The sequence below is a fragment of the Novosphingobium sp. ERW19 genome, assembly GCF_012641315.1.
Classification (GTDB): Bacteria; Pseudomonadota; Alphaproteobacteria; order Sphingomonadales; family Sphingomonadaceae; genus Novosphingobium.
Map to the genome: position 1 here is coordinate 1 of NZ_JABAIC010000006.1, position 24,690 is coordinate 24,690.

The 24,690-nt window shown below is 63.3% G+C and carries 27 protein-coding genes and 1 riboswitch; of the genes, 17 read left to right on the forward strand and 10 right to left on the reverse strand.

Annotation, left to right across the window (positions count from 1 at the left end):
• Positions 1-196: 196 nt before the first annotated feature.
• Positions 197-2,515 carry a S8 family peptidase gene (locus HGI46_RS12580; RefSeq protein ID WP_168904491.1) on the reverse strand — a complete coding sequence of 773 codons (2,319 nt, stop codon included), beginning with the start codon at positions 2,513-2,515 and terminating at the stop codon, positions 197-199.
• 95 nt (positions 2,516-2,610) lie between these two features.
• Between HGI46_RS12580 and HGI46_RS12585 the strand changes: the two genes are divergently transcribed.
• From HGI46_RS12585 to HGI46_RS12615, 7 genes are all read left to right on the forward strand, one after another.
• Positions 2,611-3,300 carry a pyrimidine 5'-nucleotidase gene (locus HGI46_RS12585; protein WP_168904492.1) on the forward strand — a complete coding sequence of 230 codons (690 nt, stop codon included), beginning with the start codon at positions 2,611-2,613 and terminating at the stop codon, positions 3,298-3,300.
• A 46-nt stretch (positions 3,301-3,346) separates the two neighbouring features.
• Positions 3,347-4,198, forward strand: coding sequence for a 2,3,4,5-tetrahydropyridine-2,6-dicarboxylate N-succinyltransferase (gene dapD / locus HGI46_RS12590; protein ID WP_168904493.1), 852 nt, complete (start codon positions 3,347-3,349; stop codon positions 4,196-4,198).
• A 110-nt stretch (positions 4,199-4,308) separates the two neighbouring features.
• Positions 4,309-4,467: a hypothetical protein gene (locus tag HGI46_RS12595; RefSeq protein ID WP_162896020.1), complete on the forward strand. Its 159-nt coding sequence runs from the start codon at positions 4,309-4,311 to the stop codon at positions 4,465-4,467.
• 18 nt (positions 4,468-4,485) lie between these two features.
• Positions 4,486-4,839 (forward strand): hypothetical protein, encoded by a 354-nt coding sequence (locus HGI46_RS12600; RefSeq protein ID WP_168904494.1) that lies wholly within the window; start codon positions 4,486-4,488, stop codon positions 4,837-4,839.
• A gap of 62 nt (positions 4,840-4,901) precedes the next feature.
• The gene (locus HGI46_RS12605; RefSeq protein ID WP_168904719.1) at positions 4,902-5,336 is read left to right on the forward strand and encodes a cupin domain-containing protein; all 435 of its coding nucleotides are present in this window, start codon (positions 4,902-4,904) and stop codon (positions 5,334-5,336) included.
• The gene (locus tag HGI46_RS12610) at positions 5,333-5,737 is read left to right on the forward strand and encodes a DoxX family protein (RefSeq protein WP_168904495.1); all 405 of its coding nucleotides are present in this window, start codon (positions 5,333-5,335) and stop codon (positions 5,735-5,737) included. Before HGI46_RS12605 ends, HGI46_RS12610 begins: the two co-directional genes overlap by 4 nt.
• 4 nt (positions 5,738-5,741) lie before the next feature.
• The gene (locus HGI46_RS12615; protein WP_118073701.1) at positions 5,742-6,494 is read left to right on the forward strand and encodes a sulfite exporter TauE/SafE family protein; all 753 of its coding nucleotides are present in this window, start codon (positions 5,742-5,744) and stop codon (positions 6,492-6,494) included.
• On the opposite strand, the gene HGI46_RS12620 is transcribed toward HGI46_RS12615, so the two are convergent.
• The gene (locus tag HGI46_RS12620; protein WP_168904496.1) at positions 6,487-7,089 is read right to left on the reverse strand and encodes a GNAT family N-acetyltransferase; all 603 of its coding nucleotides are present in this window, start codon (positions 7,087-7,089) and stop codon (positions 6,487-6,489) included. The genes HGI46_RS12615 and HGI46_RS12620 overlap by 8 nt on opposite strands.
• A 79-nt stretch (positions 7,090-7,168) precedes the next feature.
• Here HGI46_RS12620 and HGI46_RS12625 point away from each other — a divergent pair, with 79 nt between their 5' ends.
• From HGI46_RS12625 to HGI46_RS12640, 4 genes are all read left to right on the forward strand, one after another.
• Positions 7,169-7,474, forward strand: coding sequence for an alkylphosphonate utilization protein (locus tag HGI46_RS12625; protein ID WP_118074748.1), 306 nt, complete (start codon positions 7,169-7,171; stop codon positions 7,472-7,474).
• 285 nt (positions 7,475-7,759) lie between these two features.
• A complete protein-coding gene (locus HGI46_RS12630) occupies positions 7,760-8,050 on the forward strand; it encodes a hypothetical protein (protein WP_039332377.1) in 291 nt (96 codons plus the stop codon).
• Positions 8,051-8,258: 208 nt separating this feature from the next.
• Positions 8,259-8,573 (forward strand): hypothetical protein, encoded by a 315-nt coding sequence (locus tag HGI46_RS12635; RefSeq protein ID WP_168904497.1) that lies wholly within the window; start codon positions 8,259-8,261, stop codon positions 8,571-8,573.
• Between the two features lie 81 nt (positions 8,574-8,654).
• Positions 8,655-9,050, forward strand: coding sequence for a hypothetical protein (locus HGI46_RS12640; protein WP_118073698.1), 396 nt, complete (start codon positions 8,655-8,657; stop codon positions 9,048-9,050).
• On the opposite strand, the gene HGI46_RS12645 is transcribed toward HGI46_RS12640, so the two are convergent.
• The 3 genes from HGI46_RS12645 to HGI46_RS12655 all read right to left on the reverse strand — a co-directional run bounded on the left by HGI46_RS12645 (position 9,028) and on the right by HGI46_RS12655 (position 10,153).
• Positions 9,028-9,192, reverse strand: coding sequence for a hypothetical protein (locus HGI46_RS12645; RefSeq protein ID WP_162896017.1), 165 nt, complete (start codon positions 9,190-9,192; stop codon positions 9,028-9,030). The two genes, HGI46_RS12640 and HGI46_RS12645, sit on opposite strands and share 23 nt — an antisense overlap.
• A gap of 288 nt (positions 9,193-9,480) precedes the next feature.
• On the reverse strand, positions 9,481-9,876 hold the full coding sequence (locus HGI46_RS12650) for a nuclear transport factor 2 family protein (protein WP_168904498.1): 396 nt from the start codon (positions 9,874-9,876) through the stop codon (positions 9,481-9,483).
• 70 nt (positions 9,877-9,946) lie between these two features.
• Positions 9,947-10,153, reverse strand: coding sequence for a cold-shock protein (locus HGI46_RS12655; protein WP_118073696.1), 207 nt, complete (start codon positions 10,151-10,153; stop codon positions 9,947-9,949).
• Positions 10,154-10,398: 245 nt separating this feature from the next.
• On the opposite strand from HGI46_RS12655, the gene HGI46_RS12660 reads away from it, so the two are divergent.
• The gene (locus HGI46_RS12660; protein ID WP_168904499.1) at positions 10,399-10,866 is read left to right on the forward strand and encodes a YaiI/YqxD family protein; all 468 of its coding nucleotides are present in this window, start codon (positions 10,399-10,401) and stop codon (positions 10,864-10,866) included.
• Between the two features lie 51 nt (positions 10,867-10,917).
• Here HGI46_RS12660 and HGI46_RS12665 read toward each other — a convergent pair whose 3' ends face one another.
• The 3 genes from HGI46_RS12665 to thiC all read right to left on the reverse strand — a co-directional run bounded on the left by HGI46_RS12665 (position 10,918) and on the right by thiC (position 14,427).
• A complete protein-coding gene (locus HGI46_RS12665) occupies positions 10,918-11,382 on the reverse strand; it encodes a glycine zipper 2TM domain-containing protein (protein WP_168904500.1) in 465 nt (154 codons plus the stop codon).
• A 99-nt stretch (positions 11,383-11,481) separates the two neighbouring features.
• Entirely contained in the window at positions 11,482-12,435 is a 954-nt protein-coding gene (locus tag HGI46_RS12670; protein WP_168904501.1) for an endonuclease/exonuclease/phosphatase family protein, read from the reverse strand.
• A gap of 108 nt (positions 12,436-12,543) precedes the next feature.
• Complete coding sequence (thiC, locus tag HGI46_RS12675) at positions 12,544-14,427, reverse strand: phosphomethylpyrimidine synthase ThiC (protein ID WP_168904502.1); 1,884 nt, start codon at positions 14,425-14,427, stop codon at positions 12,544-12,546.
• 47 nt (positions 14,428-14,474) lie between these two features.
• Positions 14,475-14,582: riboswitch (TPP riboswitch) on the reverse strand.
• A 142-nt stretch (positions 14,583-14,724) separates the two neighbouring features.
• Between thiC and HGI46_RS12680 the strand changes: the two genes are divergently transcribed.
• The 3 genes from HGI46_RS12680 to HGI46_RS12690 all read left to right on the forward strand — a co-directional run bounded on the left by HGI46_RS12680 (position 14,725) and on the right by HGI46_RS12690 (position 19,623).
• Positions 14,725-16,815, forward strand: a complete 2,091-nt coding sequence (locus tag HGI46_RS12680; protein ID WP_168904503.1) for a TonB-dependent siderophore receptor — start codon at positions 14,725-14,727, stop codon at positions 16,813-16,815.
• A complete protein-coding gene (locus HGI46_RS12685) occupies positions 16,815-18,098 on the forward strand; it encodes a PepSY-associated TM helix domain-containing protein (protein ID WP_168904504.1) in 1,284 nt (427 codons plus the stop codon). The genes HGI46_RS12680 and HGI46_RS12685 overlap by 1 nt, the downstream gene beginning before the upstream one ends.
• A gap of 85 nt (positions 18,099-18,183) precedes the next feature.
• Positions 18,184-19,623, forward strand: a complete 1,440-nt coding sequence (locus HGI46_RS12690; RefSeq protein ID WP_168904505.1) for an NAD(P)-binding domain-containing protein — start codon at positions 18,184-18,186, stop codon at positions 19,621-19,623.
• A 36-nt stretch (positions 19,624-19,659) separates the two neighbouring features.
• Here the strand turns inward: HGI46_RS12690 and HGI46_RS12695 are convergent, their stop codons facing one another.
• Positions 19,660-21,177 (reverse strand): NAD(P)/FAD-dependent oxidoreductase, encoded by a 1,518-nt coding sequence (locus HGI46_RS12695; RefSeq protein WP_168904506.1) that lies wholly within the window; start codon positions 21,175-21,177, stop codon positions 19,660-19,662.
• Between the two features lie 140 nt (positions 21,178-21,317).
• The gene (locus tag HGI46_RS12700) at positions 21,318-21,911 is read right to left on the reverse strand and encodes a DUF2585 domain-containing protein (RefSeq protein WP_240946748.1); all 594 of its coding nucleotides are present in this window, start codon (positions 21,909-21,911) and stop codon (positions 21,318-21,320) included.
• A 105-nt stretch (positions 21,912-22,016) separates the two neighbouring features.
• Between HGI46_RS12700 and crtY the strand changes: the two genes are divergently transcribed.
• Positions 22,017-23,213 (forward strand): lycopene beta-cyclase CrtY, encoded by a 1,197-nt coding sequence (gene crtY, locus HGI46_RS12705; RefSeq protein ID WP_168904507.1) that lies wholly within the window; start codon positions 22,017-22,019, stop codon positions 23,211-23,213.
• Positions 23,210-24,688, forward strand: coding sequence for a phytoene desaturase (locus tag HGI46_RS12710; RefSeq protein WP_168904508.1), 1,479 nt, complete (start codon positions 23,210-23,212; stop codon positions 24,686-24,688). Before crtY ends, HGI46_RS12710 begins: the two co-directional genes overlap by 4 nt.
• The last annotated feature ends 2 nt before the right edge of the window (positions 24,689-24,690 follow it).

The window sequence follows — 24,690 nt, forward strand, 5'->3', positions numbered from 1 at the left end:
TATGCTCGCGCCGGGCAATACCAGTCCATGTCACCATTCACTCCATCTCTTCGCAAAGAGGCGTGAATCACAACATGCTGGTATTGCTCAACAACTTTCGGTTCGGGCTCTTAGACAGTGACATGCTTACGCTTAGGAATGATCCTTCCCACGCCAGCTCGGTCACAATTGGCCTCGGTTTACCTGCGTTCGCCAGCTAAAATCCCCGCGACCACCGCACCGCAACTCCGCCATCATCCGGCGCACCGGCAATATGCCCCGGCTCCTTCCGGAAGAACACGCTGGCCGAGGCATCGCCGCCCCACAGCGCCGTCGCCCACGCCAGTTCCGCGTCAAGCTCCCGCCCTTTCGGCGCCAGCGACAGCGGCACGCGGGCGAAAGTGGCGCTCTGTGTCACGTAGTCCCACGCCACCGGCAGGTTGAGGTCCAGCCCGCCGCGCTCCACGCGCAAGGGTTGAGAGACGCGCAAGGCCAGTCGGTCACCGTCCGCCACCACGCCCTCGCGCGAAAGATCGACGCTCCATGAGGACGACACCAGTCGCGAGCCGCTCGTCGCCACCGCCCCGCTGTCGATCCGCGTAAAGCCCAAGCTGCCCGTCGCCCCCAGCGCCCAGCCCTTCCCGAAGCGCCAGCCAAGGCCCGGCGATAACGTCGCCATCGTCGCCCCGCCGCCACCCAGCGCATCGGCAAACCGCGCGCCGAGGACCGTGCGCTCCTCGCGCATCAGGCTAAGGCCCAGCCGCCAGTCGAACGCCCCACCTCGCCCGCCATCCAGCGCCAAGCCAAACTGCGTCATCCGATCCTCGCGCCGCTCACGCAAAGGATCGGGCCGCACCAGCACGCTACGCTCCGCCGAAACCGTCAGCCCCAGGCTGCCCAAAAGATAACGCGCCGCCAAGCCCATCTCGGGCCGGGTGAACACGCTACTCGCCATGCCGGCGACAAGGAATTGCGGCTCCCACCGCTTCTGCAATCGCGCGGTCAGGCTCTCGGCACTCACCTTCCACCCCAGCGCCAGATCAAGCGACCGGTCGAGCCGCGTGACCACCGAAGACGCCAGCACTCGCGCCTGCTGCCCCTCACTCGGTGCCAGACGCAAGGGCACCGCGCCGAACCGCCGGTCCACGGTAAACGCCAGCGCAAAGCCCGAAGCATCCATCGCCACCGGCCTGCCCCCACCTGCCAGCGCTTCATGCAATGGCAATCGCGACTGCCCGGCGCGCAAACCCGCCGCAAGGTTCAATTTGTAAGCTCGCTGGTATCCATCCAGCATCACCGCGCCGAGCGATGCCCCGCTCAACGCATCCCCCATCGCCCCGCTGCTCGTTCCCGTCAGCCCGTCGAGCGACACCGCCACCCGCGTCCCTGCCAGCCCGGTCGAGCCCTGCGGCGAAAAGGCTCGCGCAATATCCAGAATACCGCGGCCATAAACAGCATCGGTGCCCGTGGCCCCCGCATCTCGCGCGGTACGCAGCAGCAGGTCAACGATCTGCGCTCCGGTCAGGTTCGGGAAGGCCTGCGCGAGCAGCGCCACCGCGCCCGAAACCTGTGGCGCGGCAAAGCTCGTGCCGCTCACCACTGTCACGAATGTCCCCTGCGCATTCGTCTCGGTCTTGATCTGGCTCCCCTCATAGACGCAGCACACCTCTTCGCCCTGGGCCATCAGTACGGATGCCGCAGAGCTTCCCGGCTTGTTACTGAAGGCCGAAGCCACGCCGCTGGCATTGACCGAGCCGACAATGATGACATTGCCGCCACCTGCCTGGAGCAGCGATTGCGCGAAAGGATCGGGATTGTTCGGGTCGATCGCCGGATCGGTGCTGTCGCCATCGTTCCCTGCCGAAACGACAACCACGACGCCGGCCGCGGCGGCCCTCGCAACCGCTGACCGCAATGTCGTGTTGGCCGGGTCGCCGCCCAGCGAAAGATTGATGACCTTTGCACCCGCGGCGACCGCTGCATTGATGCCCGCCGCGATCGCGCTGTCGGCAAAAGTGCAGCCATCCGACGCGGCGCACGAACCGGGCGTATCGGCCCGCAGCATCTGGATGGTTGCACCCCATGCGGTCCCGACGATCCCGGAATTGTTCCGGGCTGCTGCCGCTGTCAGGGCAACCTGCGTGCCGTGGTCGTCATCTGCGTTGTTCAACCCGCGCGATTGCACCACGTCGGTCGATGATGACGCGATCCGTCCGGCAAATTCGGAATTGGACGTATTGATGCCGGAATCGACGATCGCAATCGTCGTCCCCGCCCCGCTCGCTCCTGATTGCCATGCCGTGATCGCGCCATGCAACGAAGGCCCATCCGACCGGCGATATTCCGCCGTATCGAAATTGACCGGAGTGGGAGTGGGTGTGGGAGTTGGGGCAGGCGTCGGAACTGGTGTCGGCGTGGGCGTCGGGGCTGGCGCAGGCGCAGGCGTGCTCGAGACACTGCCGCCCCCTCCGCATCCCGCCAAGGCAGCAGCCAGCACTGCCACTGCGGCATGACCAAACCAGCGAATTTCCGACATCACCGCACCCCGGCTCCGGTAGCTTTGCCCAAGTCTTGCTGATAACCCCATCGCCGTAAATGCCGAATGACACAGTTCCGGATTGGAATACGCAAATGCCCTTCGATCCCACGATTGTTGACTGCTGGATCTTCGATCTCGACAACACGCTCTATCCCCCGTCGACCCGCCTGTTCGACCAGATCGATGAGCGTATGGGCCTGTTCATCCAGCAATTACTCGGTTGCGACGCCATGGAAGCGCGGCGCGTCCAGAAGCTCTACTTCCACGATCACGGCACCACGTTGTCCGGGCTGATGCATTACCACGCCACCGATCCGTACGAATTTCTCGGCTTCGTCCACGATATCGACATGAGCCCGCTTTCCGCCGCACCACGCCTGGCAAATCGTCTCGCCGCGCTCCCCGGCCGCAAGATCGTCTTCACCAATGGCGATGACGCCTATGCCGCCAAGGTGCTGGCCGGGCTCGATCTTTCGAGTAGCTTCGATGGCATGTGGGATATCCACGCCATGGCCTACAAGCCCAAGCCCGAACCCTCCGCCTACACGGGCATGATCACAGCATTGGGCATCAATCCCGAGACTTCGGTCTTCGTCGAGGACATGGCACGCAACCTCGCCCCGGCGAAGGCGCTCGGCATGCAGACCGTCTGGCTCGATCTCGCCACCGACTGGGGCGATCGCGCCAAGGACGACGCCGCGATCGACGTGGTCACCGATGACGTCGTCGCGTGGCTCGATCATACGATTGCGGCGCTTGCCGATCCGGCATCGCTCGGCTAGTCGCCACGCAATTTTGTTCCATACTGATCCGCCACGGAGAAACGCCATGACCGCCCAAGTCGAAACCGGGCAGCTGCAAGCTGCCATCGAAGCCGCCTGGGAAGACCGCGCCAATGTCACCCCCGCCAGCGATGCCGTGCGCGAGGTGGTCGAGGCCGCGCTCGAACTGCTCGACAGCGGCAAGGCTCGCGCTGCCGAGAAGGTTGACGGCGAATGGCAGGTCAACCAGTGGCTCAAGAAGGCCGTGCTGCTCTCGTTCCGCCTCAATGACAATGCCGTGATCGAAGCCGGCTCGGGCGGCGCCCCTGCGTTCGACAAGGTGCCCTCGAAGTTCGCCGGCTGGGGCGAGAACCGCTTCCGTGACGCCGGTTTCCGCGTCGTCCCCGGTGCCGTGGCGCGCAAGGGCGCACACATCGCCAAGGGCGTGGTGCTGATGCCAAGCTTCGTCAACATCGGCGCCTTCGTCGATGAAGGCACCATGGTCGATACCTGGGCCACGGTCGGCTCCTGCGCGCAGATCGGCAAGAACGTCCATATCTCGGGCGGCGCCGGCATCGGCGGCGTGCTCGAACCGCTGCAGGCAGGCCCCGTCATCATCGAGGACGGCGCGTTTATCGGCGCGCGTTCGGAAGTGGCCGAAGGCGTGATCGTCGGCGAAGGCGCCGTGCTCTCGATGGGCGTCTACCTCGGCGCTTCCACCAAGATTGTCGACCGCGCCACGGGCGAAGTCCACATCGGCCGCGTGCCGCCCTATGCCGTCGTCGTGCCCGGCGCGATGCCCGGCAAGCCGCTGCCCGATGGCACCCCCGGCCCGTCGCTCTACTGCGCCGTCATCGTCAAGACGGTCGACGCGCAGACTCGCAGCAAGACCGGGATCAACGAACTCCTGCGCGACTGATTCACCTCGATCAAGGTCCGTTCCGGTCATGTCCATGCGGACGTTGCCGGAACAGGGCGGTTCCCTGCGCGTAGAGTCCCCAAGTACGGTTCTACCGAAGGAGAAGCGCCATGGAACGACGCGGCGAAGAAACGCACATCACCACCGACGAGGCTCGCGGCGGCGAAGGCCTCAACGTGGTACGCTGGGTCCTGCTGATCAGCCTGGTCCTTGCAATCGGTGCATTGACGGTAATCTGGGTTACCGGGGCGCTTACGACGCCCCAATAAAAGCAAACTGGGGGCGGCATGACTTTGGGCTGGAAGCTGGACAGAAGCCAGCGCGAAGCCCTGCTTGCCGCCCTTCCCCCGCGCTATGCGCGGACTGTGGCCGATCACGTCACCCTGTCGGTCTCGGGCACCGACCTTCCTGAAGCCATAACCACCGCCGAAATCATTGGCCATGTCGACGACGGCGCGGGTGTCGAGGCCTACGTCGTGGCAATCGAAGGGTCGACCAGTCGTCCCGATGGCGGCACATGGCATATCACCTGGTCGCTCGGCGAAAATAGGGCAGCGAAGGAAAGCAATAGCGCGATTGCTGCGCATGGCTGGGCAACCGTCGCCCCCATCCCCTTGCTGCTCACCCCTGCGCACTGGTGAGCAAGACCCTCGATCGCACCGCAATGATTGACACAAGCCCTGCCTCGGGCAACCGTCCCGCCATGGCCACTGCGCAATCCATCATTGCCGCGCTCGATCTCGCGCCGCATCCCGAAGGCGGCTGGTTTCGCGAAACGTGGCGCGCGTCCGCCGCGCCGGGCCAGCGCGCGACAAGCACGGCCATCCTGTTCCTGCTTCCCACCGACGAACGCTCACACTGGCACAAGGTCGACACGGACGAAATCTGGCTATGGCAAGCGGGCGATGCCCTGGCGCTCCATCTCGCACCTCACGACGCAAGCACTCCCATAACGCGCGTGCTCGGGCCGGATCTTGCCACGCAAGATCTGCAAGGGATCGTGCCGGCCGGGCAGTGGCAGGCTGCCGAACCGCTCGCGGGCGATCACGGCTACGTGCTTGTCTCGTGCATCGTTGCGCCGGGATTTGATTTTGCGGGGTTTACCCTTGCCCCGCCCGGCTGGGAACCCGGCGCATGATGCGCACAGCCGCTCGCCTGACGCTGGCACTGTTCTACTTTGCGGCGGGCGTGATCCATATCGTTTCGCCTCGCCCGTTTCTGCTCATCATGCCGGCATGGGTCCCAGCCCCCGAAGCCGTAGTGCTGTGGACCGGCATTGCCGAACTGCTCGGCGCTATTGGCCTGGCGCAAGGGCTGTCCCTGCCGATCCGCCGGGCTGCGGCCATCGGTCTCGCCCTCTATGCGGTGTGCGTCTTCCCCGCCAACATCAACCATTTCGCGCTCGACCTGGCCAAGCCCGGCCACGGGGCGGGCCTTGGCTACCACGTGCCACGCATGTTTGCGCAACCGGTGCTCGTCTGGCTTGCGCTGTGGTCCGGCGGCGTCATCGAATGGCCATGGAAGCCACGGACCCGATAGACACATGCTCCTTTCCGATCCTGCAACCCTTGTCGCCTGCGCGCTGGCTGTCATTCTCGTCGGCATGGCCAAGGGCGGGTTTTCCGGTCTTGGAGCCCTTGGCACGCCCGTCGCTGCCCTGGCTCTTCCGCCATCGACCGCCGCCGCCATTCTCCTGCCCATTCTCATCGTTCAGGACGTCGTCAGCGTCTGGTCCTTCCGCCATGCCTGGGACAAATGGATCGTCGGCTGGATGCTGCCGGGAGCCATGGTCGGCATTGCCATCGGCTGGGCCCTTGCGGCCAGCATCGACGAGAAGGCGCTGATGGGCGTGCTCGGCGGAATCACGCTCATGTTCGGCCTTTACCGCTTGTGGATCGAGCGTGGTAATCGCGTGGCCGCAGCGTCTGCATCGCCGGGCTGGGTCGGGGCGCTGTTCGGCATGGCCACCGGCTTCACCAGCCAGGTCGCCCATGCGGGAGGTCCGCCATTCCAGATGTGGGTCACGCCGCGAAAGCTTCCGCACCTGACCTATGCGGGAACCAACGCAATCCTGTTTGCCGCGATCAATTGGCTCAAGGTGCCAAGCTATGTCATGCTCGGGGCCTTCACCCATGAAGTGGTAGTGACCGCCGCTCTGCTCGTTCCCTTGGCAATTATCACCACGCTGATCTCTGTCCGGGTTGTCCGCGCGCTCAAGCCTGATCGGTTCTACACCATCATCTACCTGCTCATGGTCATGCTTGGCGGCAAGCTGATGGTCGATGCCTTCACCTGAACGGCACAGGCCTCGCCATGGTCCAGAACGTCGGGCCCTTCCTGGCGACGGGCCATGTGTCGATCAGTTGAAAGCCCATGGAGCGATAAAGCCCAACATTGCTCTCGGTCGCTGTTTCCAGAACAGCCGGTAGTCCCACAGCGTCGGCTTCGGCAAGGCCAGCCCGGATGGCAAGGCCGCCAAGGCCCTGCCCCTGCCGGTCGGGCCTGACACCGGCCATGCGCAGATAGAACTGACGCTCACCCTTCGGCAAGTGCTTGCCGATCATCCGGTCCGCGCGCTCTGCCCGCAGCACTGCCGTGCCGAGCATCGCGATGAAACGCACCAGCGCGGGCGGCGTCAGCGGTGCATGCTCATGAACGCTGCCCGGTGGCCGCCACAGCGTGACGACTTCACATCCGGCCGTTCCCAGCACCATGCCGTGCCGCAGGTGATCGTGGAACATCCACCGGATCAGCTGCGGCATCCGGCGCTCCCGGGCCTGATGGTCAGCGAACATCCAGTTCATCGCCGGGTCCTGACGGAACGCAGCAGTCAATGTCTCGGTCGCTGCGTCAGCATCGTCAGGTCCAAGGCGAACGATTGTCCGATCCAAGCATATCCTCCCTCGAATGCCGCTTTTGCTGGCAAGCAGCGCCCCCGCGTGCCACGGGGATGCGCGAATGGAGGGAAAGATGAGCGAAGACGAAGACTATGTCTACGACGAGGACAGCGGCGAATGGTTGCCCGCGTCTGAACTCGCGGCAAAGCGTGAAGCCGCCAGCACTGTCGAGGTTCGCGACGCTGTCGGCAATCTCCTTGCTGACGGAGACCAGGTTACACTGATCAAGGATCTCGACGTCAAGGGCGCCGGGCAAACCTTGAAGCAAGGCACGCTGATCAAGTCGATCCGCCTGACGGGCGACCCGCAGGAGATCGACTGCAAGTACCCCGGCATCAAGGGACTGGTCCTCCGGGCCGAGTTCGTTCGCAAACGCTGACAGCCCAAGGCGTGGGTCGGCAAGTTGCGACCCCGCCTGCGGCGCTATTGAGTCGATGCAGCGCCCGCGACGAATCGTTATGCATGCTTACGTATGAACGGGCAGCTTGGTTCGCTGCTATCCCGGGCAAGATTCAGATTTATCACAGAATTTTGAATAGTTGCAAATCCTGCAACTGACCGAACGGCAAATACAATTGCCGCACTGCACACGATTAGTATGCTGCACCGCAACAAGATAAGGGTGCTGAAGGCAATCTTTCCTTATCTTCCAGGAGATATTGCCATGATCAAGACTATCCTCGCTGCCGCTGCTGCCGTCCTCGTCGCCACCCCCGTGTTCGCTGCCGAACCGGAAACCGGCTCGTTCACCTATCAGGGTGTGAAGTACGATTACACCGCCGAACAGCAGGGCGACGTCAAGGTTCTCAAGGGCTCGGCCTATGCCGGCAAGGTTCCCTTCGAACTGAAGGTCACGAAGCGCACCGTCACCGGCCGCTTCAACGGCCGTCCGGTCACCTTCGACGTCAAGGACGTGAAGAAGATCTCGAGCAAGGCTGCTGCCAGCAACGATTGACTGCCCCGCAACACGGGACTGCCCAGAAGTTCGGCGCAAAGTCGCCAGCTTGCAAGCAGCGCCTCACCCGTGAGCAAGGCCAGCTTCGTGCTGCACCGCTGATCCCAGCAAAGGGCGCTTCCTACCGGAGGCGCCCTTTCTGCTGAAAATAACCCGATGATAAGTATTTCTGCGTAGCTTCATCTGTAGACCGAAGGGGGAGGAACAGATGTTTGCCATTGCTCGCGCCATTGTGCGCCGCCCGCTGCCCGCCATTTGCGTGGTCGGTATCATTGGCTTCCTGGCATTGGGGCAAGCCGAAAAGCAAAAGCCAACTGATCCGTGGAATGCAAAGCCGGCCGCCGCACAGGCCGACGCGGGTTCGGAAGGCTCGCTCATCGGCAAGGCCGTCGGCTCCGCTGCCGATTATGTCGAGCAGGCAGACAGCACCGGCACCGTCGCCAAGGTGCGTGGAACGGTCGAGACTTCGGCAAGCAGTTGGGAAGGCTCCGCCGATAAGGTAGGCAAGGCGACCGGTAACTGACGCTCCGCACCAAGGTCAGGGCGGAACCTCGGCCACACTCCGGCATTCCTTCCCACAGGGAGGGATGCAGGAGCCGGGTTCGTGTTGTTCGATCGTTTTGCCACCGTCATGATCGCCATTGGCGCCGGACTGGGCCTCGCTGCCACCAGCACTATCCCGACGCACTTGCCGGAGCCAGAGCGGTCATATCCCGCAGCGCGGCAGGATGCCTATCCTGAAATCACAGCCGTTACCTACGAGAGCTATCCGATCGCGCAGGTCCCAATCTTCCATCGCCCCATGCGCGTCGCCTATTGGGAACGCCCCTGGGAGGAGCCAGTCGAGGTGCCGGCTGACATCGCCGATGCAGAATACCCGGTGGATGAATACGCGCCTGATCCTCAGATCGCTGAAGACGAAGACATACAGCAACCAACTCAGGCCGACGCGGAAACGCGCGATTCACCTATCGAGCTTACGCTCGCATCCCACCCATAAGCCGCACGTCCAGCCCCGATCCGGGCTCGGCCGCTCCATGGCGCGAAACGATCTCGGCCAGCCTTGTTGCAATCACCGCATCGTCCGCGTCCCGATCGAGCGGGTAACGCGCAATGACCATGCCGTCGTCAACGCTCGTCACGCACACAAAGCGGATGGGGGATTGTGTTGCCAGTGCATCCAGGTCGACGCCATCTGCCAGCGTCCACGATTTCCCACCGACGGAGCGAATTGGCCTTTCGCAATGGCGGCACAGTGCGGACCAGGCGCCCTCGCCATCCCGTCTGCGACCAGCCGCGGGCTGATGCTGGCGCGTGTACCAGCACTGGGTGAGAGTTTGAGACGTGGCGGGCCGGATCAGCATGGCCCGAATTTCAGGTCACCTTGGTAAATATCCGCCAAATCGCCAGATCAGGACTCTACCGGGGGATCAGCTGAGCGTCACGAAGATCTCGGCGATCAGCACCCAGGCTTCGCCAGATTTCCGCCACTTGGCGGCAAAAGTCCCGGCAGCCATAACTTCGGCGGATTCCCGAACGGTTCCGCTCCAGCGCCCATGTTCCATGGCGATCGGCTCTACTCCCGACGACATCACGCTCTCGGTGTTGCGCACGTAGACGGTTCGAGGGCCTTGTGCGAACTCGCGCTTCCAGGCTGCCAGTTGCGCCTTTCGCCCGGAAATGACTGCACTGTCGCTGCCGGTGATCAGCACCACATCGGGCGAGAGGATTGGCGCGATCGCGGCAAGGTCCCCCTCCGCCAGCGCGCGGTTGAACGCGGCGCGGCGGAGGCGGACTTGCAGTTCGGCATCGGCAGGGTTGGTCATCGCGTTGCGATGGCAGGGCTCACGCTATTTGCAAAGCCCCGGTGCGTGTCGATGCCGAAGCTGGTTTCGGTCAGGCCGAAACGAGGTTCACAGCCGATGCCTTGCCATTGCGGCCGGTCTCGACTTCGTAGCTGACGCGCTGGTCCTTATCGAGCGTCGCCATGCCGGCAGCCTGGACGGCCGAGATGTGCACGAAGCTGTCAGCGCCGCCGTTGTCAGGCTGAATGAAGCCGTAGCCCTTTTCAGTGTTGAAGAATTTTACGGTGCCTACTGGCATGGGATGTTCCTTTCAAGAACGAGGGTTGCCCGGAAACGGAAGTGCCGCCGGGCCGTGCGTGGTTCGTCAATTGAAAGGAAATCGTCGTCGAAGGCCCCGCGAGAACCGAAGCGCCAGCGTGGTAGTCAATACCGAAGTCCGTCGCAAAATTCGACGTCAGCGACGCTCTTGTAGCACCCCATCCGCACTTTGGCGAACTTAATCGGACAGTGGCCAACCCGCTCCGGCAAAGCTACTGCACGATCATGCCTGAAACGCCCAGCGAAACCGTGCGCATCCTTGTCGATGGCGATGCCTGCCCAGTCAAGGAAGAGATCTACAAGGTCGCCTTCCGCCGCAACGTGCCAGTCACCGTCGTCAGCAACTCGCCCTTCCGCGTGCCGGTACATCCTCTTGTCCGTCGCGTGGTGGTCAGCGATGGATTTGACGCCGCCGACCACTGGATTGCCGAAGCGGCAGGTTCCAAAGCCATCGTCGTCACCGCCGACATCCTCCTGGCCGACCGGTGCCTCAAGGCAGGCGGCACAGTGCTTTCTCCCGCGGGCAAACCCTTCACCACCAGTTCCATCGGCAGCCAGATCGCCACCCGCGCGATCATGGCTGACCTGCGCGCCGGTGGCGACGTGATCGGAGGCCCCGCCCCCTTCTCCAAAGCCGATCGCTCGCGCTTTCTCTCCGCTCTCGACGAAGCGTTGGCAAGATTGTCGCGATAGCAAAACGCCGGGTCTGCGAAAGACCCGGCGCCAAGCTGGTTACGCCATCAATTACCTGCAGCGCACGTTGCTGCGGTTGTCGCTCCGGTTGCGGCTGTCGATAGCCGCACCGATCGCCGCGCCACCGATCGCGCCGATGATCGCGCCCAGCGGCTTGCTGTCGCCCTCGGCGATGATCGCTCCTGCAGCCGCGCCACCAAGGCCGCCGACGATCAGGCCGGTCGAACCATCGGACCTGCGGCAGTAATAGCGCCCGTCGCGCCCGCGATAGACCCGGTCATCGTAGGACAGCTGGCGTTCGCGATAACGCGCATTGTCGCGGTAATAGCGGTCGGCGTAGTAGCCGCCATAGCGGGGATCAGGGTTGTTGTAATCATATCGGCCATACTGCTCGTAATAGCCTTGGTCGTAATAGCCATCTGCATAGCCAGGACGATCATAATATCCATTGCTGGTGCATGCTGCGGTCAAAGTCGTCGCAGCAACCGCAGCGAGCATAACGCGGGCCTTGAACATGGCCTTCTCCATCGCTTCCCGAGGGCACACGGAACTGGCGCCCAGTTGCTTAGCCAATGGATGGTCGGCAGCTAGGTTCCCCTCCGCGACACGATCAGCCTAGCGCGACTTGCGCTGGATGATCTGTTCCAGCAGCATTCCATCAATATCCGTGTTGATCTGAATCCAAAGCGGCAGATGGTCCGACAACTGATACGTGAAGGCAGTCTTGTCGAGGTCGGGAAACAACGGCTTGTGATCGCTCGCATAGAAATCCAGCACCCCGCCGGAGTTGGTAAAGTTGTCGGCAAACCGGGGCAGATGCAGTATCTGATCATAGCGCTTGTCGCGCGCCAGATTGGTTCCGAACTCATCGTTTACCAAGGCTTTGGGAAGTTGTAAGCCACCCGATGTAATCGCCGCGAACATCGGATCCTGTCGCGAAGGAATGTTGAAGTCCCCCATCACGATTATGTCCCGGTCCTCTGCATTCTTCTCTGCCGCCTTGGCCTTGACCCAGTTGGCCAACCCTTGAATTTCGTTCAGGCGTGCCTCGTCGCTATCACCCCAGCGCACGTGCGTGGTAAAAGCGAGGAAGTCGTAATTTCCGCTCTTGAAGGATGCGACGTAAGGCGCGCGCCACCACGAGTACTCTGAAAGGTATTCCTTGCCACGCTTTGTCCGGGGCGGGCTGGCTTCGCAGGCCATGCCGTTGAAGCGGACGGTGCGCGAGTCAAAGATGTAGCAGACTCGTTCTCGGTTTCCGCCCGCATCGAGAATGGCGTCGGAATACACCGCATCCCAATACGGCCCCAGTATTGCCAGAACTCGATTAAGGTCGGTAAGGTCATCTCGTAGCTCGACCAGCCCCACCAGATCAAACTGCCCAATAATCTCGGCGATATAATGTATTGCCGCCTTCAGTCGCGGCTTCTTCCCGAACTCCCTTATATTCCAAGTTGCAATATTGAGCGTCTCATCCAGCTTGGACGGCGGAATCTTCGCTGCATCGATACGCTTGCGAAGCAGCTGAAGTCTTTCAGCGATTTCTGGACTGATGCTGCCGTGAAACATGACTTGGCTCCCCCGCTCAGAACGAGGGAGCCTAAGTCATCTCTTACAACCCGTATAGTATGAATTCGGCTGTTCGAAGACCGGATCGTAAAGCCCGATCCTTTACGTTCAGTCGTGCTCGCGCCCACCCGCGCCGATGTAAAGCTCGCGGCCCATCTCGTCGTACTTCGCACTCATGGCCTTCATGCCGGCTTCCGCCTCGGCTTCGTCAGCCGCGACGAAAGTTTCGATCGGCTGGTTCTGCTTGGCGGCGAATTCGCGCACTTCCTGGCTGATCTTCATCGAGCAGAACTTCGGCCCGCACATCGAGCAGAAGTGTGCAGACTTCGCGCCTTCGGCTGGCAGCGTCTGGTCGTGATACTGCTCGGCAGTGTCGGGATCGAGCGACAGGTTGAACTGGTCGCGCCAACGGAACTCGAAGCGCGCCTTGCTCAGCGCATCGTCACGCACCTGCGCCGCGGGGTGGCCCTTGGCGAGGTCCGCCGCGTGGGCGGCCAGCTTGTAGGTCACCACGCCGACCTTTACGTCGTCGCGGTCCGGCAGGCCAAGGTGTTCCTTGGGCGTGACGTAGCAGAGCATCGCCGTGCCGTACCAGCCAATCTGGGCCGCGCCGATGCCGCTGGTGATATGGTCGTATCCCGGCGCGATGTCGGTGACGAGCGGCCCGAGCGTATAGAACGGCGCTTCGCCGCATGCTTCGAGCTGCTTGGTCATGTTCTCCTTGATCTTGTGCATCGGCACATGGCCGGGGCCTTCGATCATCACCTGCACGTCCTGCGCCCACGCACGCTTGGTCAACTCGCCCAGCGTATAGAGCTCGGCGAACTGCGCCTCGTCGTTGGCATCGTAGATCGAGCCTGGACGCAGGCCATCACCCAACGAATAGGCCACGTCGTAGGCCTTCATGATCTCGGTGATCTCGTCGAAGTTCTCGTAGAGGAACGATTCCTTGTGATGCGCCAGGCACCACTTGGCCATGATCGAGCCACCACGGCTGACGATGCCGGTCATGCGCTTGGCCGCCAGCGGGATGTAGGGCAGGCGCACGCCGGCGTGGATCGTGAAGTAGTCCACGCCCTGTTCTGCCTGCTCGATCAGGGTATCGCGGAAGATCTCCCAGGTCAGGTCCTCGGCAATGCCGCCAACCTTTTCCAGCGCCTGATAGATCGGCACCGTGCCGATCGGAACCGGCGAGTTGCGCAGGATCCACTCGCGCGTGTCATGGATATTGCGGCCGGTCGAAAGGTCCATCACGGTGTCCGCACCCCAGCGGATCGACCAGACCATCTTGTCGACTTCGCTGGCCACGTCAGACGCGACCGCCGAGTTGCCGATGTTGGCGTTGATCTTGACGAGGAAGTTGCGCCCGATCGCCATCGGCTCGCTTTCGGGGTGGTTGATGTTCGAAGGAATGATCGCGCGCCCCCGCGCCACTTCATCACGCACGAATTCCGGCGTCACGTAATCCGGGATCGAGGCACCCCAGTCCTGCCCGTCACGGATCAGCGCTTCCTTGGCCTGCTTGCGGCCAAGGTTCTCGCGGATCGCCACGTATTCCATCTCGGGCGTGATGATGCCCTGCCGCGCATAGTGCATCTGGCTGACGTTCTGCCCGGCCTTGGCCCGCAGCGGCCGCTTCACCACGTTCGGGAACGGCGGAACACCTGCCGACCGGTCCGGTCCCTTCAGGCCGTTGTCCTCGGGCTTGACCGCACGGCCCTCATAGGCCTCGACATCACCGCGACCGACGATCCAGTCGTGGCGCAGCTTGGGCAGGCCGGCGGCAATATCGATCATGACGTTGCTGTCAGTATAAGGACCGGACGTGTCGTAGACGCGCACCGGCGGCTCCCCGCTCGCAGGCTCCAGCGAAATCTCGCGCATCGCCACGGTCAGGCCGGGAAAGCGCGCGCTTTCCACGTGGATCTTGCGGCTGCCACGGATCGGCCCGGTGGTGACGCCGATTTCCAGCTTGGAGTTGATGTCGGCCATTCAAGCGCTCCTCTCGTCAGGCATCGGGAGCGCGGGTGCCATGGCTTTGCCAGCAGCACTGCCCTTCCCTCCGCCCGTGCTAACGGGTTCAGGTTCGACGGGTCGGGCTGCGTGACCAGCCCCTCTCAGCCACACTGGCTCCCCGGGGTATGGCGGCACTTCTAATGCGGTCTGGCGACACTGGCAACCAGCCAATCCAAGAGGGTTCATTCGCCTTTAATGCGAATGATTCTTACTTGCATTGACTCTTGCGAATGAATCGCACTAAGGCCCGCCCATCACAGACGGGAGCCTAACGTGTCGCATCGCTTGCATTTTCTTTCCGCCACATCCCTTGCCGCGCTGGTCCTTGGCGGGCACCCCGCCTGTGCCGATGAGGCCGAAGACAACCAGAATCGCATCACCGTGATCGGTGAAAAGGCCGAAGGCGTGGCAAGCGGCGCAACCGGCCTCCCCCTCGCCATCATCGATACGCCCCAATCGGTGACCGTCATCGACCGCACCCTGCTCGATGACTTCGCCTTTGATGAGGTCAACGATGTCCTGCGCTATGTCACCGGCGTGAACGTGGACGAGGCCGAGACGGACCGCACTTATTACAACGCCCGCGGCTTCGACATCACCGAAGCCATGGTGGACGGTATCCAGTTGCCCAACATCTGGGGGCCTTCCATCGGTTCGCTCGATACCGTGATGTGGGATTCGATCGAGGTCGTTCGAGGCGCAAACGCCCTTCTTTCGGGCGTCGGCAATCCCTCCGGTACGATCAACTACCGCCGCCGCCATTACACCGGGCAGCGCCGCGTAACCGGCGAATTGACCGCCGCCTCGTGGAACCGGGTCCGCAGCGAAGTCGACATCGAAATGCCGCTGACCTCTGACGGCAACTGGGGTGTCCGCCTTGTCGGCGCGGCGCAGAACGCGGATTCCTATCTGCGCGACTACCGCTCGAACCGCACCGCGCTGCAGGCGGTGGTCGATGGCCGCGTTGCCGAAAATCTCGCACTGTCATTTGGCTACGCCCGCCAGCAGGGCACCTCGCACGGGGTGCTGTGGGGCGCGCTTCCCCTGCTCGACAGCGAAGGCAACCAGCTCGACTGGGATTTCTCCACCTCCACCACGCAGGACTGGACCTACTGGAAGAGCAAGGACCAGACCGCATTCGCCGAGGCCACGTGGTCCTTCGCTCCCGGCTGGAGCGTCAAGACCCACCTTTCGCGCCGCATCAACGATGAACCCTCGAGGCTGTTCTACGTCTATGGCACGCCCGATGCCGAAACGGGCCTCGGCCTGTTCGGCTACCCCGGCGGCTACCTGTCCACCGCACGCGGCTGGATCTGGGACAATCGCCTCGATGGCAGCTTCAAGCTCTTCGGCCGCGACCACAAGCTGACCCTTGGCGTTCAGCGGACCGCAGCGAAGTTCGGCTACCTGACCTACCCCGTCCCCGGCACCGACCCGGCCTGGGGTGCTCTCCCCGCCCTGCAATCAGGCTGGAACGGTACGGAAGTCCCCTTCCCGGCCTTTGGCGATGCCGTTGAAAGCGCCCGCATCTCGGACAAGCAATGGCGCATCCGCGCCGCCACCGATCTGGAACTGACCAACCGCCTCAGCCTGATCCTCGGCGCCAACTACATCGACGTGCAGACCACCGGTTTCACCTTCGGCGTCAGCGCCGCCCGCAGCGAAAGCGCGGTCAGCCCCTTCCTCGGCGCAACATTCAAGGTGCTGCCCGGCGTCAACCTCTACGCCAGCTATTCCGACATCTTCAATCCGCAGAAGGAACTCGGCACAAACCTCAAGCCGGTCGGCTCGGCCAAGGGCAAGAGCTGGGAAGCCGGCCTGAAGGGGGAAACCGCACACAAGACACTGTTCGGTTCGCTCGCGCTGTTCCGCTCCGAACAGTCGAACCTTGCCGAATCCTCCGGCTACGACGCCAATCTCGGCCAGACCCTCTACACCGGCATCTTCGTGCGCAGCCAGGGCGTCGAGGCGGAAGTGGGCGGCCGCATCGCCCCCGGCCTGACCGTGCAGGGCGGCGTCACCCACCTCTCGCTCGAAGGGCGCAATGGCGATCCCGTCCGCACTTATGTGCCGCGCACCACTGCCAACCTGCTGCTCCGGTGGGAGCCGGTCGAGAAGGTCCAGCTTGGCGCGGCCATGCGCTGGCAGGATGCGATCCATTCAACCAACGCCCTCGGCACGATCCGTCAGGACGACTACGCCACCCTCCAACTGCAGGCAGGATACAAGCTCAATGACAATGTCAGCTTCAACCTCAACGTCGCCAATGTGACCAATCACAAGCATCTTGCCAGCCTGTATTGGGACCAGTCGTTCAACGCAGCCCCGCGCAGCGTCACCGGTTCGGTCAGGATGACCTTCTGATGGCCACCACCGCGCAGCACGCCATTCCCTCGCCCCGGCGCCTCGCGCTGCCGGGGCGCGCATTCTGGGTCGTGGTCCACCGCTGGGCGGGCCTGACCCTCGCACTCTTTCTGGCGGTCGCAGGCATGACTGGCTCGCTCCTGCCATGGATCGAGGAACTGGAAGCCGCCACCGCGCCGGAACTGCACAATTCCCGCTGGACCGGCACGCCCGATCCCCTGCGCGTGCGCGAGGACGTGCTTGCCCGCTATCCCGGTGCCGCGCTCGATTTCCTGCCGCTCTCGGTCGAACCCGGCAAGGCCCTGCGCCTGCACCTTCACTGGCTCGATCCGAAGACCGGGCTCGAGCGCGAACACGGGCCCGGCGTGCCCGAATGGGACGATCTGTTCCTCAATCCCGTGACCGGGCAGGAGCAAGGCCGTCGTGAATGGGGCAACATTGCACAAGGGCAGAAAAACCTGATGCCCTTCCTCTATCGCCTCCACTATTCGCTCGCACTCGGCACCATCGGCACGCTCGCTTTCGGGATCGCCGCGCTGATCTGGACGCTGGATTGCTTCGTCGGCTTCTACCTCACCCTGCCACCCAAAGCGCCGAAGCCCGCCCGCACGCCGTTCCTCGAACGCTGGCGCCCGAGTTGGCGCATCCGCTGGAAGTCCACGCCCTACAAGCTCAACTTCGATCTGCACCGCGCCGGAGGCCTCTGGCTCTGGCCGCTTCTGCTGGTCTTTGCCTGGTCGAGCGTGTCGTTCAACCTGCCGCAGGTCCATGTGCCGGTGATGCAGGCACTGGGCGCGCAGGACGCCCGGCTTGTGCTGCTCGAAAACACCCTGCCCGCCCCGCGCAATGCCCCTGCCCTCGATTTCCGCGCCGCCACCGCCCGCGGCAAGGCGCTCGCCGAAGAGGTCGCCTACAAGCAGGGCCTCGTTCCTTTGGAGGAAGGCGAAACCTGGATCTGGCACGTGCCCACCAGCGGGATGTACGTTTACGGCTTCACCACCGCGGCCGACATCGGCCACCACGGTGGCGGCACCCGCGTTGCGTTCGACAGCAATACCGGCGAATTGAAGGCGGTAGACTGGCCGAGCGGCGCCAACGGCACCAACACCTTCAACAACTGGCTGGCTGCGCTGCACATGGCGCAAGTCTTTGGCCTCCCGTACCGGGTATTCGTCAGCCTGCTCGGCCTGATGGTAACGATGCTTTCCGTGACCGGCGTGGTCATCTGGCTCAGGAAGCGCTCCGCCCGCGCGGGCCGTCCGATCCGCCAACGCAAAACTTGACCGATCACCCGGCCGGGTGGACTTAATCACCCGATTAAGGATATCCCTGCTTCAGGCACGCAAGGCCAAACAATGGAGCAGGATCATGGCCCAGACTGGAACGGTCGCACCACCGCATGTCGCGCCTGAAGTCGCGCTCGACGTCGTCGCGCGTAAGCGGACGGGCCAGCTCCCGCGCGTATGCATCATCGGCGCAGGCTGCTCCGGTTTCACCACCGCCAAGCGCCTGCAGGACAATGGCATTCCCTTCGTCGTCTACGAAGCGTCCGATGACATCGGCGGAAACTGGTACTTCAACAATCCCAACGGCATGTCGGCCTGCTACCAGAGCCTGCACATCGACACGTCGAAATGGCGGCTGGCGTTCGAGGATTACCCGGTCCCGGCGGAATGGCCTGACTATCCCCATCACGCCCAGCTTCTCCAATATTTCCATGACTATGTCGGTCACTTCGGTCTGCGCCCGCACATCCGGTTCAAGACCCGCGTGGAAAAGGCGACACGGCGTTCCGGAGGCGGTTGGGAGATCCGCCTGTCCACCGGCGAGACCGAGCGCTTCGATGCGCTGGTCGTCGCCAACGGCCATCACTGGGCCGCGCGCATTCCCGATTATCCCGGGCAATTCTCCGGCCCCCAGATCCACAGCCACGGCTATCGCAGTCCTTTCGATCCGGTCGACTGCGTCGGCAAGCGCGTGCTCGTTGTCGGAATGGGCAACAGCGCGATGGACATCGCCTCTGAACTGTCGCAGCGCCCGATCGCCTCGCGCCTGTTCGTCTCCACCCGGCGCGGGGTCTGGGTCCTGCCGAAATACTACCGCGGCCAGCCGCTCGACAAGAACCCGGCACCGTCGTGGATGCCCAAGCGGCTGCGCAACTGGCTGGCCACTCGCATGATCAAGAAACTGGTCGGCCGGATGAGCCAGTACGGCCTGCCAGAACCCGAAATCGGCCCCTTCGAAAGCCACGGGACCGTCTCCGGCGAGTTCCTGCTCCGTGCGGGCTCAGGCGACCTGACCATGAAGCCCGGCATCGAGAGGCTCGACGGGGACAGCGTCATATTCACCGACGGAACGCGCGAACAGGTTGACGTGATCGTCTGGGCCACCGGCTATGACATCCGCTTCCCTTTTTTCGACGATCCTGCACTTACCGCCGATGCTGAAAATCGCCCGCCACCCCTTTTCAAGCGGATCATGAAGCCCGAAGTGCCCGACCTGTTCTACGTCGGCCTGGCCCAGCCCTTGCCGACGCTGGTCAATTTCGCCGAGCAGCAGTCAAAGCTCGTCGCAGCCTATCTTGCGGGTGACTATGCTCCGCCCACGCCTGCCGAAATGCACCGCGTCATCGCCAGCGACGAAGCCTACCACACCGGCCAGTATTACGCGTCGCGCCGGCATACGATCCAGCTGGATTTTGACCACTACGTCCGCAACCTCAAGAAGGAACTCGAGGCTGGCGCGAAGCGCGCAAATGCGTTGGGGAACACCTTGCCGGTCCCGCCTCGACAAGCAGAACCGGACTGAGTTTTCCCGCCCCTGCGGGAAGCGCGCTTGCTTTAGCTACTCCGCCGCTTCCGCCAAAGGCGCATCCCGCCGCACCCCATCGTAGACGAACTCCTGCCCGTCCAGATCGATCGCTGGAATGGCCTCGCGCTCCAGCCAGTAGCTCTGGTTGTGACGCCATACTTCATTACCGCCGCGCCGGGGCAGCTTGTCCATGTCGCGCATCAGGTAGCCCGGATTGAAGTTGTCCTCCTCGATCCACGGCAGCACGTCCATGCCGGCATCCTCGTCGCGGAAGGCAACTTCGACCTTGCGCACGCCCTTTTCGTCCATATGGTTGATCAGGCGGCAAACGAAATCGCCCAGCATATCCACGCGCAGCGTCCAGCTCGCGCGGAAATAGCCGAAGACCCAGACCATGTTGGGCACGCCTGTGAACATCATGCCGCGATAGGTTACGGTATCGCCCCAGTTCACGGCCTTGCCATCCACCTCGAACGGTATGTCACCCAGAACCTTCAGGTGGAATCCGGTGCAGGCAACGATGATGTCCGCCTCCAGCAGCTCGCCACCCTTTGTCAGCACGCCAGTCTCGGTAAATCGATCGATAGTGTCGGTCACGACCTTGACCTTGCCCTCCGACGCCGCCCGGAACAGGTCGCCATCCGGGCAGAACGCCAGCCGCTGCTGCCACGGCCGGTATCTCGGCGTGAAGTGCGGCTCGAACGCAAAGTCCTCGCCGGCATAGGCGCGCGCCGCCATCTTCAGTTCCTCGAACACCACGTCGGGTTCCTCGACGCAGCGTTTGTCCATCAGCGCCTGGTCATGCATGATCTGCGCACGCACCACGCGGTGGATCGTCGGCTCGTCGATGCCGATCTGGCGCAAGCGGTCGGCCAGCTCGTTCTGGTTCGGATGGCAATAGAAATAGGTGGGCGAGCGCTGCAGCATCGTCACCTGCGCCTTTTCGGCAAAGGCCGGAACTACGGTCGCCGCCGTCGCGCCCGATCCGATCACCAGTACGCGCTTGCCTTCCCAGTCGGTCGCCGGGTCCCACAGCTGGGCGTGGACGAACAGACCCTTGAAGTCGGAAACGCCCTGCCACTCCTTGGGAATGTAGGGAACCTGATGATCATAGTAGCCTTGGCACATCCACAGGAAGTTCGCGGTGAAGATCACCGTTTCGCCGCCCTTGGTCCGAGCCTCCAGCGTCCAGCGATTGCTCGCACTGTCCCACTTGGCACTGGTGATCGTGTGGCCATAGCGGATGTGCTGGTCGATGCCGCCTTCCTCGATCACCTCGCCCATGTAGTCGAGGATCGCCTGCGCGCTGGCAATCGGCGCGCCGACCCAGGGCTTGAAGCGATAGCCGAAAGTGTAAAGGTCAGAGTCCGAACGGACGCCGGGGTACTTGTGGGTTTCCCACGTCCCGCCAAAAGTGTCCTTGCTCTCGATGACCGCATAGGTCTTGCCGGGGCACTGCTCCTGCAGATGCCAGGCCGAACCGATGCCGGAAATGCCTGCGCCCACGATCAATACGTCGAAGTCGCCGCCCGATGCTGCGTGCTCGCTCATCATGCCTCTCCATGGTCTGACGCCATATGCGGCCGTTCTCGGCTCGTCTGGAAAAGTGACATTGATGCGTATCAATTGGCAACCGACTGCCCCGGCGAATGAGGCATTCGGTCAAGAAAATCAGGCAGTCAGGGTTTCGATCAGCCCGCCGCCTGCCACTCCCTCACCGCCTCCAACGGCCAGGCCAGCATCAGCACGTTGAGCGTCAGGTTGTCGCGGATCATCGCCAGCGTGAACAGTTCGAACGCCACGGCCACTGCCGCCGTCACCAACGCCGGCATGCGACCGGCAAAGACGAAGCCCAGTGCCATGAAGCCCATGTCGCAAAAGGAATTGAGCACGCTGTCGCCCGAATAGCCGTACGAGATCGTCACGGCACGATAGCGGTCGATGATGATCGGCGAATTCTCGAGGATCTCCCACGAACCCTCGACCAGCACCGCCAGGCCCAGCGCCCAGTGCGGAGAAATCGCCGTCAGCCCGGCCTTGCGCCATAGAAGGTGCGCTCCGCCGTAGAACAGGAAGCCGTGGATCACGTGGCTGAAACTGTACCAGTCCGAAATCTGCTGGCTGTTCTCCGCCGATTCCACCACGCCCTGCCACAGTCGGATCGTTCCGCACGGGCAGATCGGCGGCCGCGCCATGCCAAGCAGGATGATGACGATCCCAAGCGCGACGCCTGCAGCCGCAATCCACCCCGCCCTGCCGGGCCGCAATGAAACCATCCTCGCCATTTGCCGCTACTCCCCCCCCCGATCCATGCCCTTTCTGACGGGTGAAGCTGACAGCGACAAGCCCATGGTTGCACCGGCAACCGCATCCCCCTAAGCGCTATGGTCATGAGCGTGCGACACTGCGACATCGCGATCCTCGGCGGAGGGCTGGCTGGCGGCCTCGTCGCTCTGGCCCTGCGCCAGGCCCGCCCCGAACTCGATCTCGTCCTCGTCGAACAGGGCGAAACGATCGGTGGCAACCACGTGTGGTCGTTCTTCGGGACCGACGTGAACAAGGCCGGGCGCGAACTGCTCGACGGCATGGTCGTTGCCGCCTGGCCCGAATACACCGTGCACTTCCCGCGCTACGAACGTCGCCTCAAGACCAGCTACTACTCGATCAGTTCCCACCGCTTCGACAAGGTCGTCCGCCAGCGCCTTGGCGAGGCATCGATCATGACCGGGGTCCGCGCTCTGGCCTGCAGCGCCACCAACGCCACCCTGTCCGACGGCACCCGGCTCGAGGCAAAAGGCGTGATCGACGCACGCGGCCTGCGTAACGTAACGGACCTTACCGGCGGCTGGCAGAAGTTCGTCGGCCGCCGCTTCCGCCTTTCGGCCCCCCACGGCCTCGAAGCCCCCATCGTCAAGGACGCCACGGTCGAACAGATCGACGGCTACCGCTTTGTCTACTCGCTGCCCTTCGCCGCCGACGAAATCTTCGTCGAGGACACCTACTATTCCGATGGTCCCGCCCTCGATGCCGATGCCATCCGCGCCCGCATCGACGCTTATGCTGCCGCCAAAGGCTGGCATGTCGCCGAAGTGCTGGAAGAGGAACAGGGCGTTCTCCCCGTCGTCGCCGGCGGCAATTTCGATGCGTTCTGGCGCGCAAGCGGCGGCCCCGTCGCCCGTGCCGGTGTGCGCGCCGGGCTGTTCCAGGCCGTGACCAGCTACTCGCTGCCTGATGCGGTGAAATACGCCCTCGCCCTCGCGCGGCAGCAGGACCTGTCCGGCGAAGCCCTCGCCCAGTTCAGCGAATACTGGGCGCGCGAACACTGGGCCAACTCCGCCTACCTGCGACAGCTCTCGGCCCTGCTCTTTGCGGGCGCCGAGCCGGACAAGCGCTACCGCGTCCTCGAACGCTTCTACAGCCTGCGCCACGGATTGATCGAGCGTTTCTACGCCGGCAAGACCACCGTGTTCGACAAGGCCCGCATCCTCGCGGGCAAGCCGCCGCTGCCGATCTTGAACGCCATCGGCGTGCTCACCGGCCTCGGCGCGCGGCCCAAGCCCCTTACCCTTGCAGGAACCCCACGATGAAGCGCGCTTGCGTAATCGGCTCCGGCTTCGGCGGCCTGGCCCTCGCCATCCGCCTCCAGTCCGGCGGCATCCAGACGACCGTGATCGAAGCGCGCGACAAGCCTGGCGGCCGCGCCTACCACTGGGAGAAGGACGGCTTCACCTTCGACGCCGGCCCCACCGTCGTCACCGATCCCGCCTGCCTGCAGGAACTCTGGGCCCTCAAGGGCCATCGCATGTCCGACGATGTCGAGCTTATGCCGGTCATGCCCTTCTACCGCCTCAATTGGCCCGACGGCACCAACTTCGATTATTCGAACGACGAGACCCAGCTCCGCGCCGAGATCGCCAAGCTCAATCCGGCTGACGTCGCGGGCTACGACGAGTTCCTGCAATACTCGGCAGGCGTCTTCGAGGAAGGCTACGTCAAGCTCGGCTCGGTCCCGTTCCTCGATTTCGCCTCGATGCTCAAGGCCGCCCCGGCGCTTGCCCGCTACCAGGCCTGGCGCTCGGTCTATTCGATGGTCTCGTCCTATGTGAAGGACGAACGCCTGCGCGAAGCCTTCAGCTTCCACACCCTGCTCGTCGGCGGCAACCCGATGAACACCAGCTCGATCTACGCCCTGATCCACAAGCTCGAGAAGGACGGCGGCGTGTGGTGGGCCAAGGGCGGCACCAACAAGCTGATCCAGGGCATGCTCACCCATTTCCAGCGCCTCGGCGGCGAAGTGCGCATGGGCGATCCGGTCACCCATATCGAAACGCTTGGCACCCGCGTCACCGGCGTCACGACGAAAAGCGGCTGGTCGGCCAAGTTCGATGCGGTCGCCTCCAACGGCGACATCGTCCATTCCTACCGCGACCTGATGCCTGATAATCCACATGCACAACGTCGCGCAAAGTCCTTGACGAAAAAGAAATTCTCGCCCAGCCTCTTCGTCGTTCACTTCGGTGTCGAAGGCACCTGGCCGGGCATTCCGCACCACATGATTCTGTTCGGGCCGCGCTACAAAGGCCTGCTGGACGATATCTACAAGCACGGCGTCCTGCCCGAAGACTTCTCGATCTATCTCCACCACCCGACCGTGACCGACCCCTCTGTCGCGCCGGAAGGCATGAGCACCTTCTACGCGCTCGTTCCGGTGGCCAACATGGGCAAGCTCCCGGTCGACTGGGACGAGATCGGCCCGATCCTCGAAAAGCGCATCCTCGATGAAGTTGGCCGCCGCCTCATCCCGGACATCCATTCGCGTATCGTAACGAAGTTCCACTATGCCCCGTCGGACTTCAAGACTGACCTGTCCGCCCACCTCGGCAGCGCCTTCAGCCTCGAACCGCTGCTCACGCAGAGCGCCTGGTTCCGCGCGCACAACCGTGACGATGCCATTTCGAACATGTATCTGGTCGGCGCGGGAACCCATCCGGGTGCCGGGATTCCCGGAGTAGTCGGTTCGGCCAAGGCCACCGCCAAACTGATGCTGGAGGATCTTGCTTGACC

Bases quoted from the DNA above. Each gene is read 5' to 3' on its own strand.
- HGI46_RS12580 (WP_168904491.1), bottom strand. From the start codon at position 2,515: ATGTCGGAAATTCGCTGGTTTGGTCATGCCGCAGTGGCAGTGCTGGCT.
- HGI46_RS12585 (WP_168904492.1), top strand. From the start codon at position 2,611: ATGCCCTTCGATCCCACGATTGTTGACTGCTGGATCTTCGATCTCGAC.
- dapD (WP_168904493.1), top strand. From the start codon at position 3,347: ATGACCGCCCAAGTCGAAACCGGGCAGCTGCAAGCTGCCATCGAAGCC.
- HGI46_RS12595 (WP_162896020.1), top strand. From the start codon at position 4,309: ATGGAACGACGCGGCGAAGAAACGCACATCACCACCGACGAGGCTCGC.
- HGI46_RS12600 (WP_168904494.1), top strand. From the start codon at position 4,486: ATGACTTTGGGCTGGAAGCTGGACAGAAGCCAGCGCGAAGCCCTGCTT.
- HGI46_RS12605 (WP_168904719.1), top strand. From the start codon at position 4,902: ATGGCCACTGCGCAATCCATCATTGCCGCGCTCGATCTCGCGCCGCAT.
- HGI46_RS12610 (WP_168904495.1), top strand. From the start codon at position 5,333: ATGATGCGCACAGCCGCTCGCCTGACGCTGGCACTGTTCTACTTTGCG.
- HGI46_RS12615 (WP_118073701.1), top strand. From the start codon at position 5,742: ATGCTCCTTTCCGATCCTGCAACCCTTGTCGCCTGCGCGCTGGCTGTC.
- HGI46_RS12625 (WP_118074748.1), top strand. From the start codon at position 7,169: ATGAGCGAAGACGAAGACTATGTCTACGACGAGGACAGCGGCGAATGG.
- HGI46_RS12630 (WP_039332377.1), top strand. From the start codon at position 7,760: ATGATCAAGACTATCCTCGCTGCCGCTGCTGCCGTCCTCGTCGCCACC.
- HGI46_RS12635 (WP_168904497.1), top strand. From the start codon at position 8,259: ATGTTTGCCATTGCTCGCGCCATTGTGCGCCGCCCGCTGCCCGCCATT.
- HGI46_RS12650 (WP_168904498.1), bottom strand. From the start codon at position 9,876: ATGACCAACCCTGCCGATGCCGAACTGCAAGTCCGCCTCCGCCGCGCC.
- HGI46_RS12655 (WP_118073696.1), bottom strand. From the start codon at position 10,153: ATGCCAGTAGGCACCGTAAAATTCTTCAACACTGAAAAGGGCTACGGC.
- HGI46_RS12660 (WP_168904499.1), top strand. From the start codon at position 10,399: ATGCCTGAAACGCCCAGCGAAACCGTGCGCATCCTTGTCGATGGCGAT.
- HGI46_RS12665 (WP_168904500.1), bottom strand. From the start codon at position 11,382: ATGTTCAAGGCCCGCGTTATGCTCGCTGCGGTTGCTGCGACGACTTTG.
- HGI46_RS12670 (WP_168904501.1), bottom strand. From the start codon at position 12,435: ATGTTTCACGGCAGCATCAGTCCAGAAATCGCTGAAAGACTTCAGCTG.
- thiC (WP_168904502.1), bottom strand. From the start codon at position 14,427: ATGGCCGACATCAACTCCAAGCTGGAAATCGGCGTCACCACCGGGCCG.
- HGI46_RS12685 (WP_168904504.1), top strand. From the start codon at position 16,815: ATGGCCACCACCGCGCAGCACGCCATTCCCTCGCCCCGGCGCCTCGCG.
- HGI46_RS12690 (WP_168904505.1), top strand. From the start codon at position 18,184: ATGGCCCAGACTGGAACGGTCGCACCACCGCATGTCGCGCCTGAAGTC.
- HGI46_RS12695 (WP_168904506.1), bottom strand. From the start codon at position 21,177: ATGAGCGAGCACGCAGCATCGGGCGGCGACTTCGACGTATTGATCGTG.
- HGI46_RS12700 (WP_240946748.1), bottom strand. From the start codon at position 21,911: ATGGCGAGGATGGTTTCATTGCGGCCCGGCAGGGCGGGGTGGATTGCG.
- crtY (WP_168904507.1), top strand. From the start codon at position 22,017: ATGAGCGTGCGACACTGCGACATCGCGATCCTCGGCGGAGGGCTGGCT.
- HGI46_RS12710 (WP_168904508.1), top strand. From the start codon at position 23,210: ATGAAGCGCGCTTGCGTAATCGGCTCCGGCTTCGGCGGCCTGGCCCTC.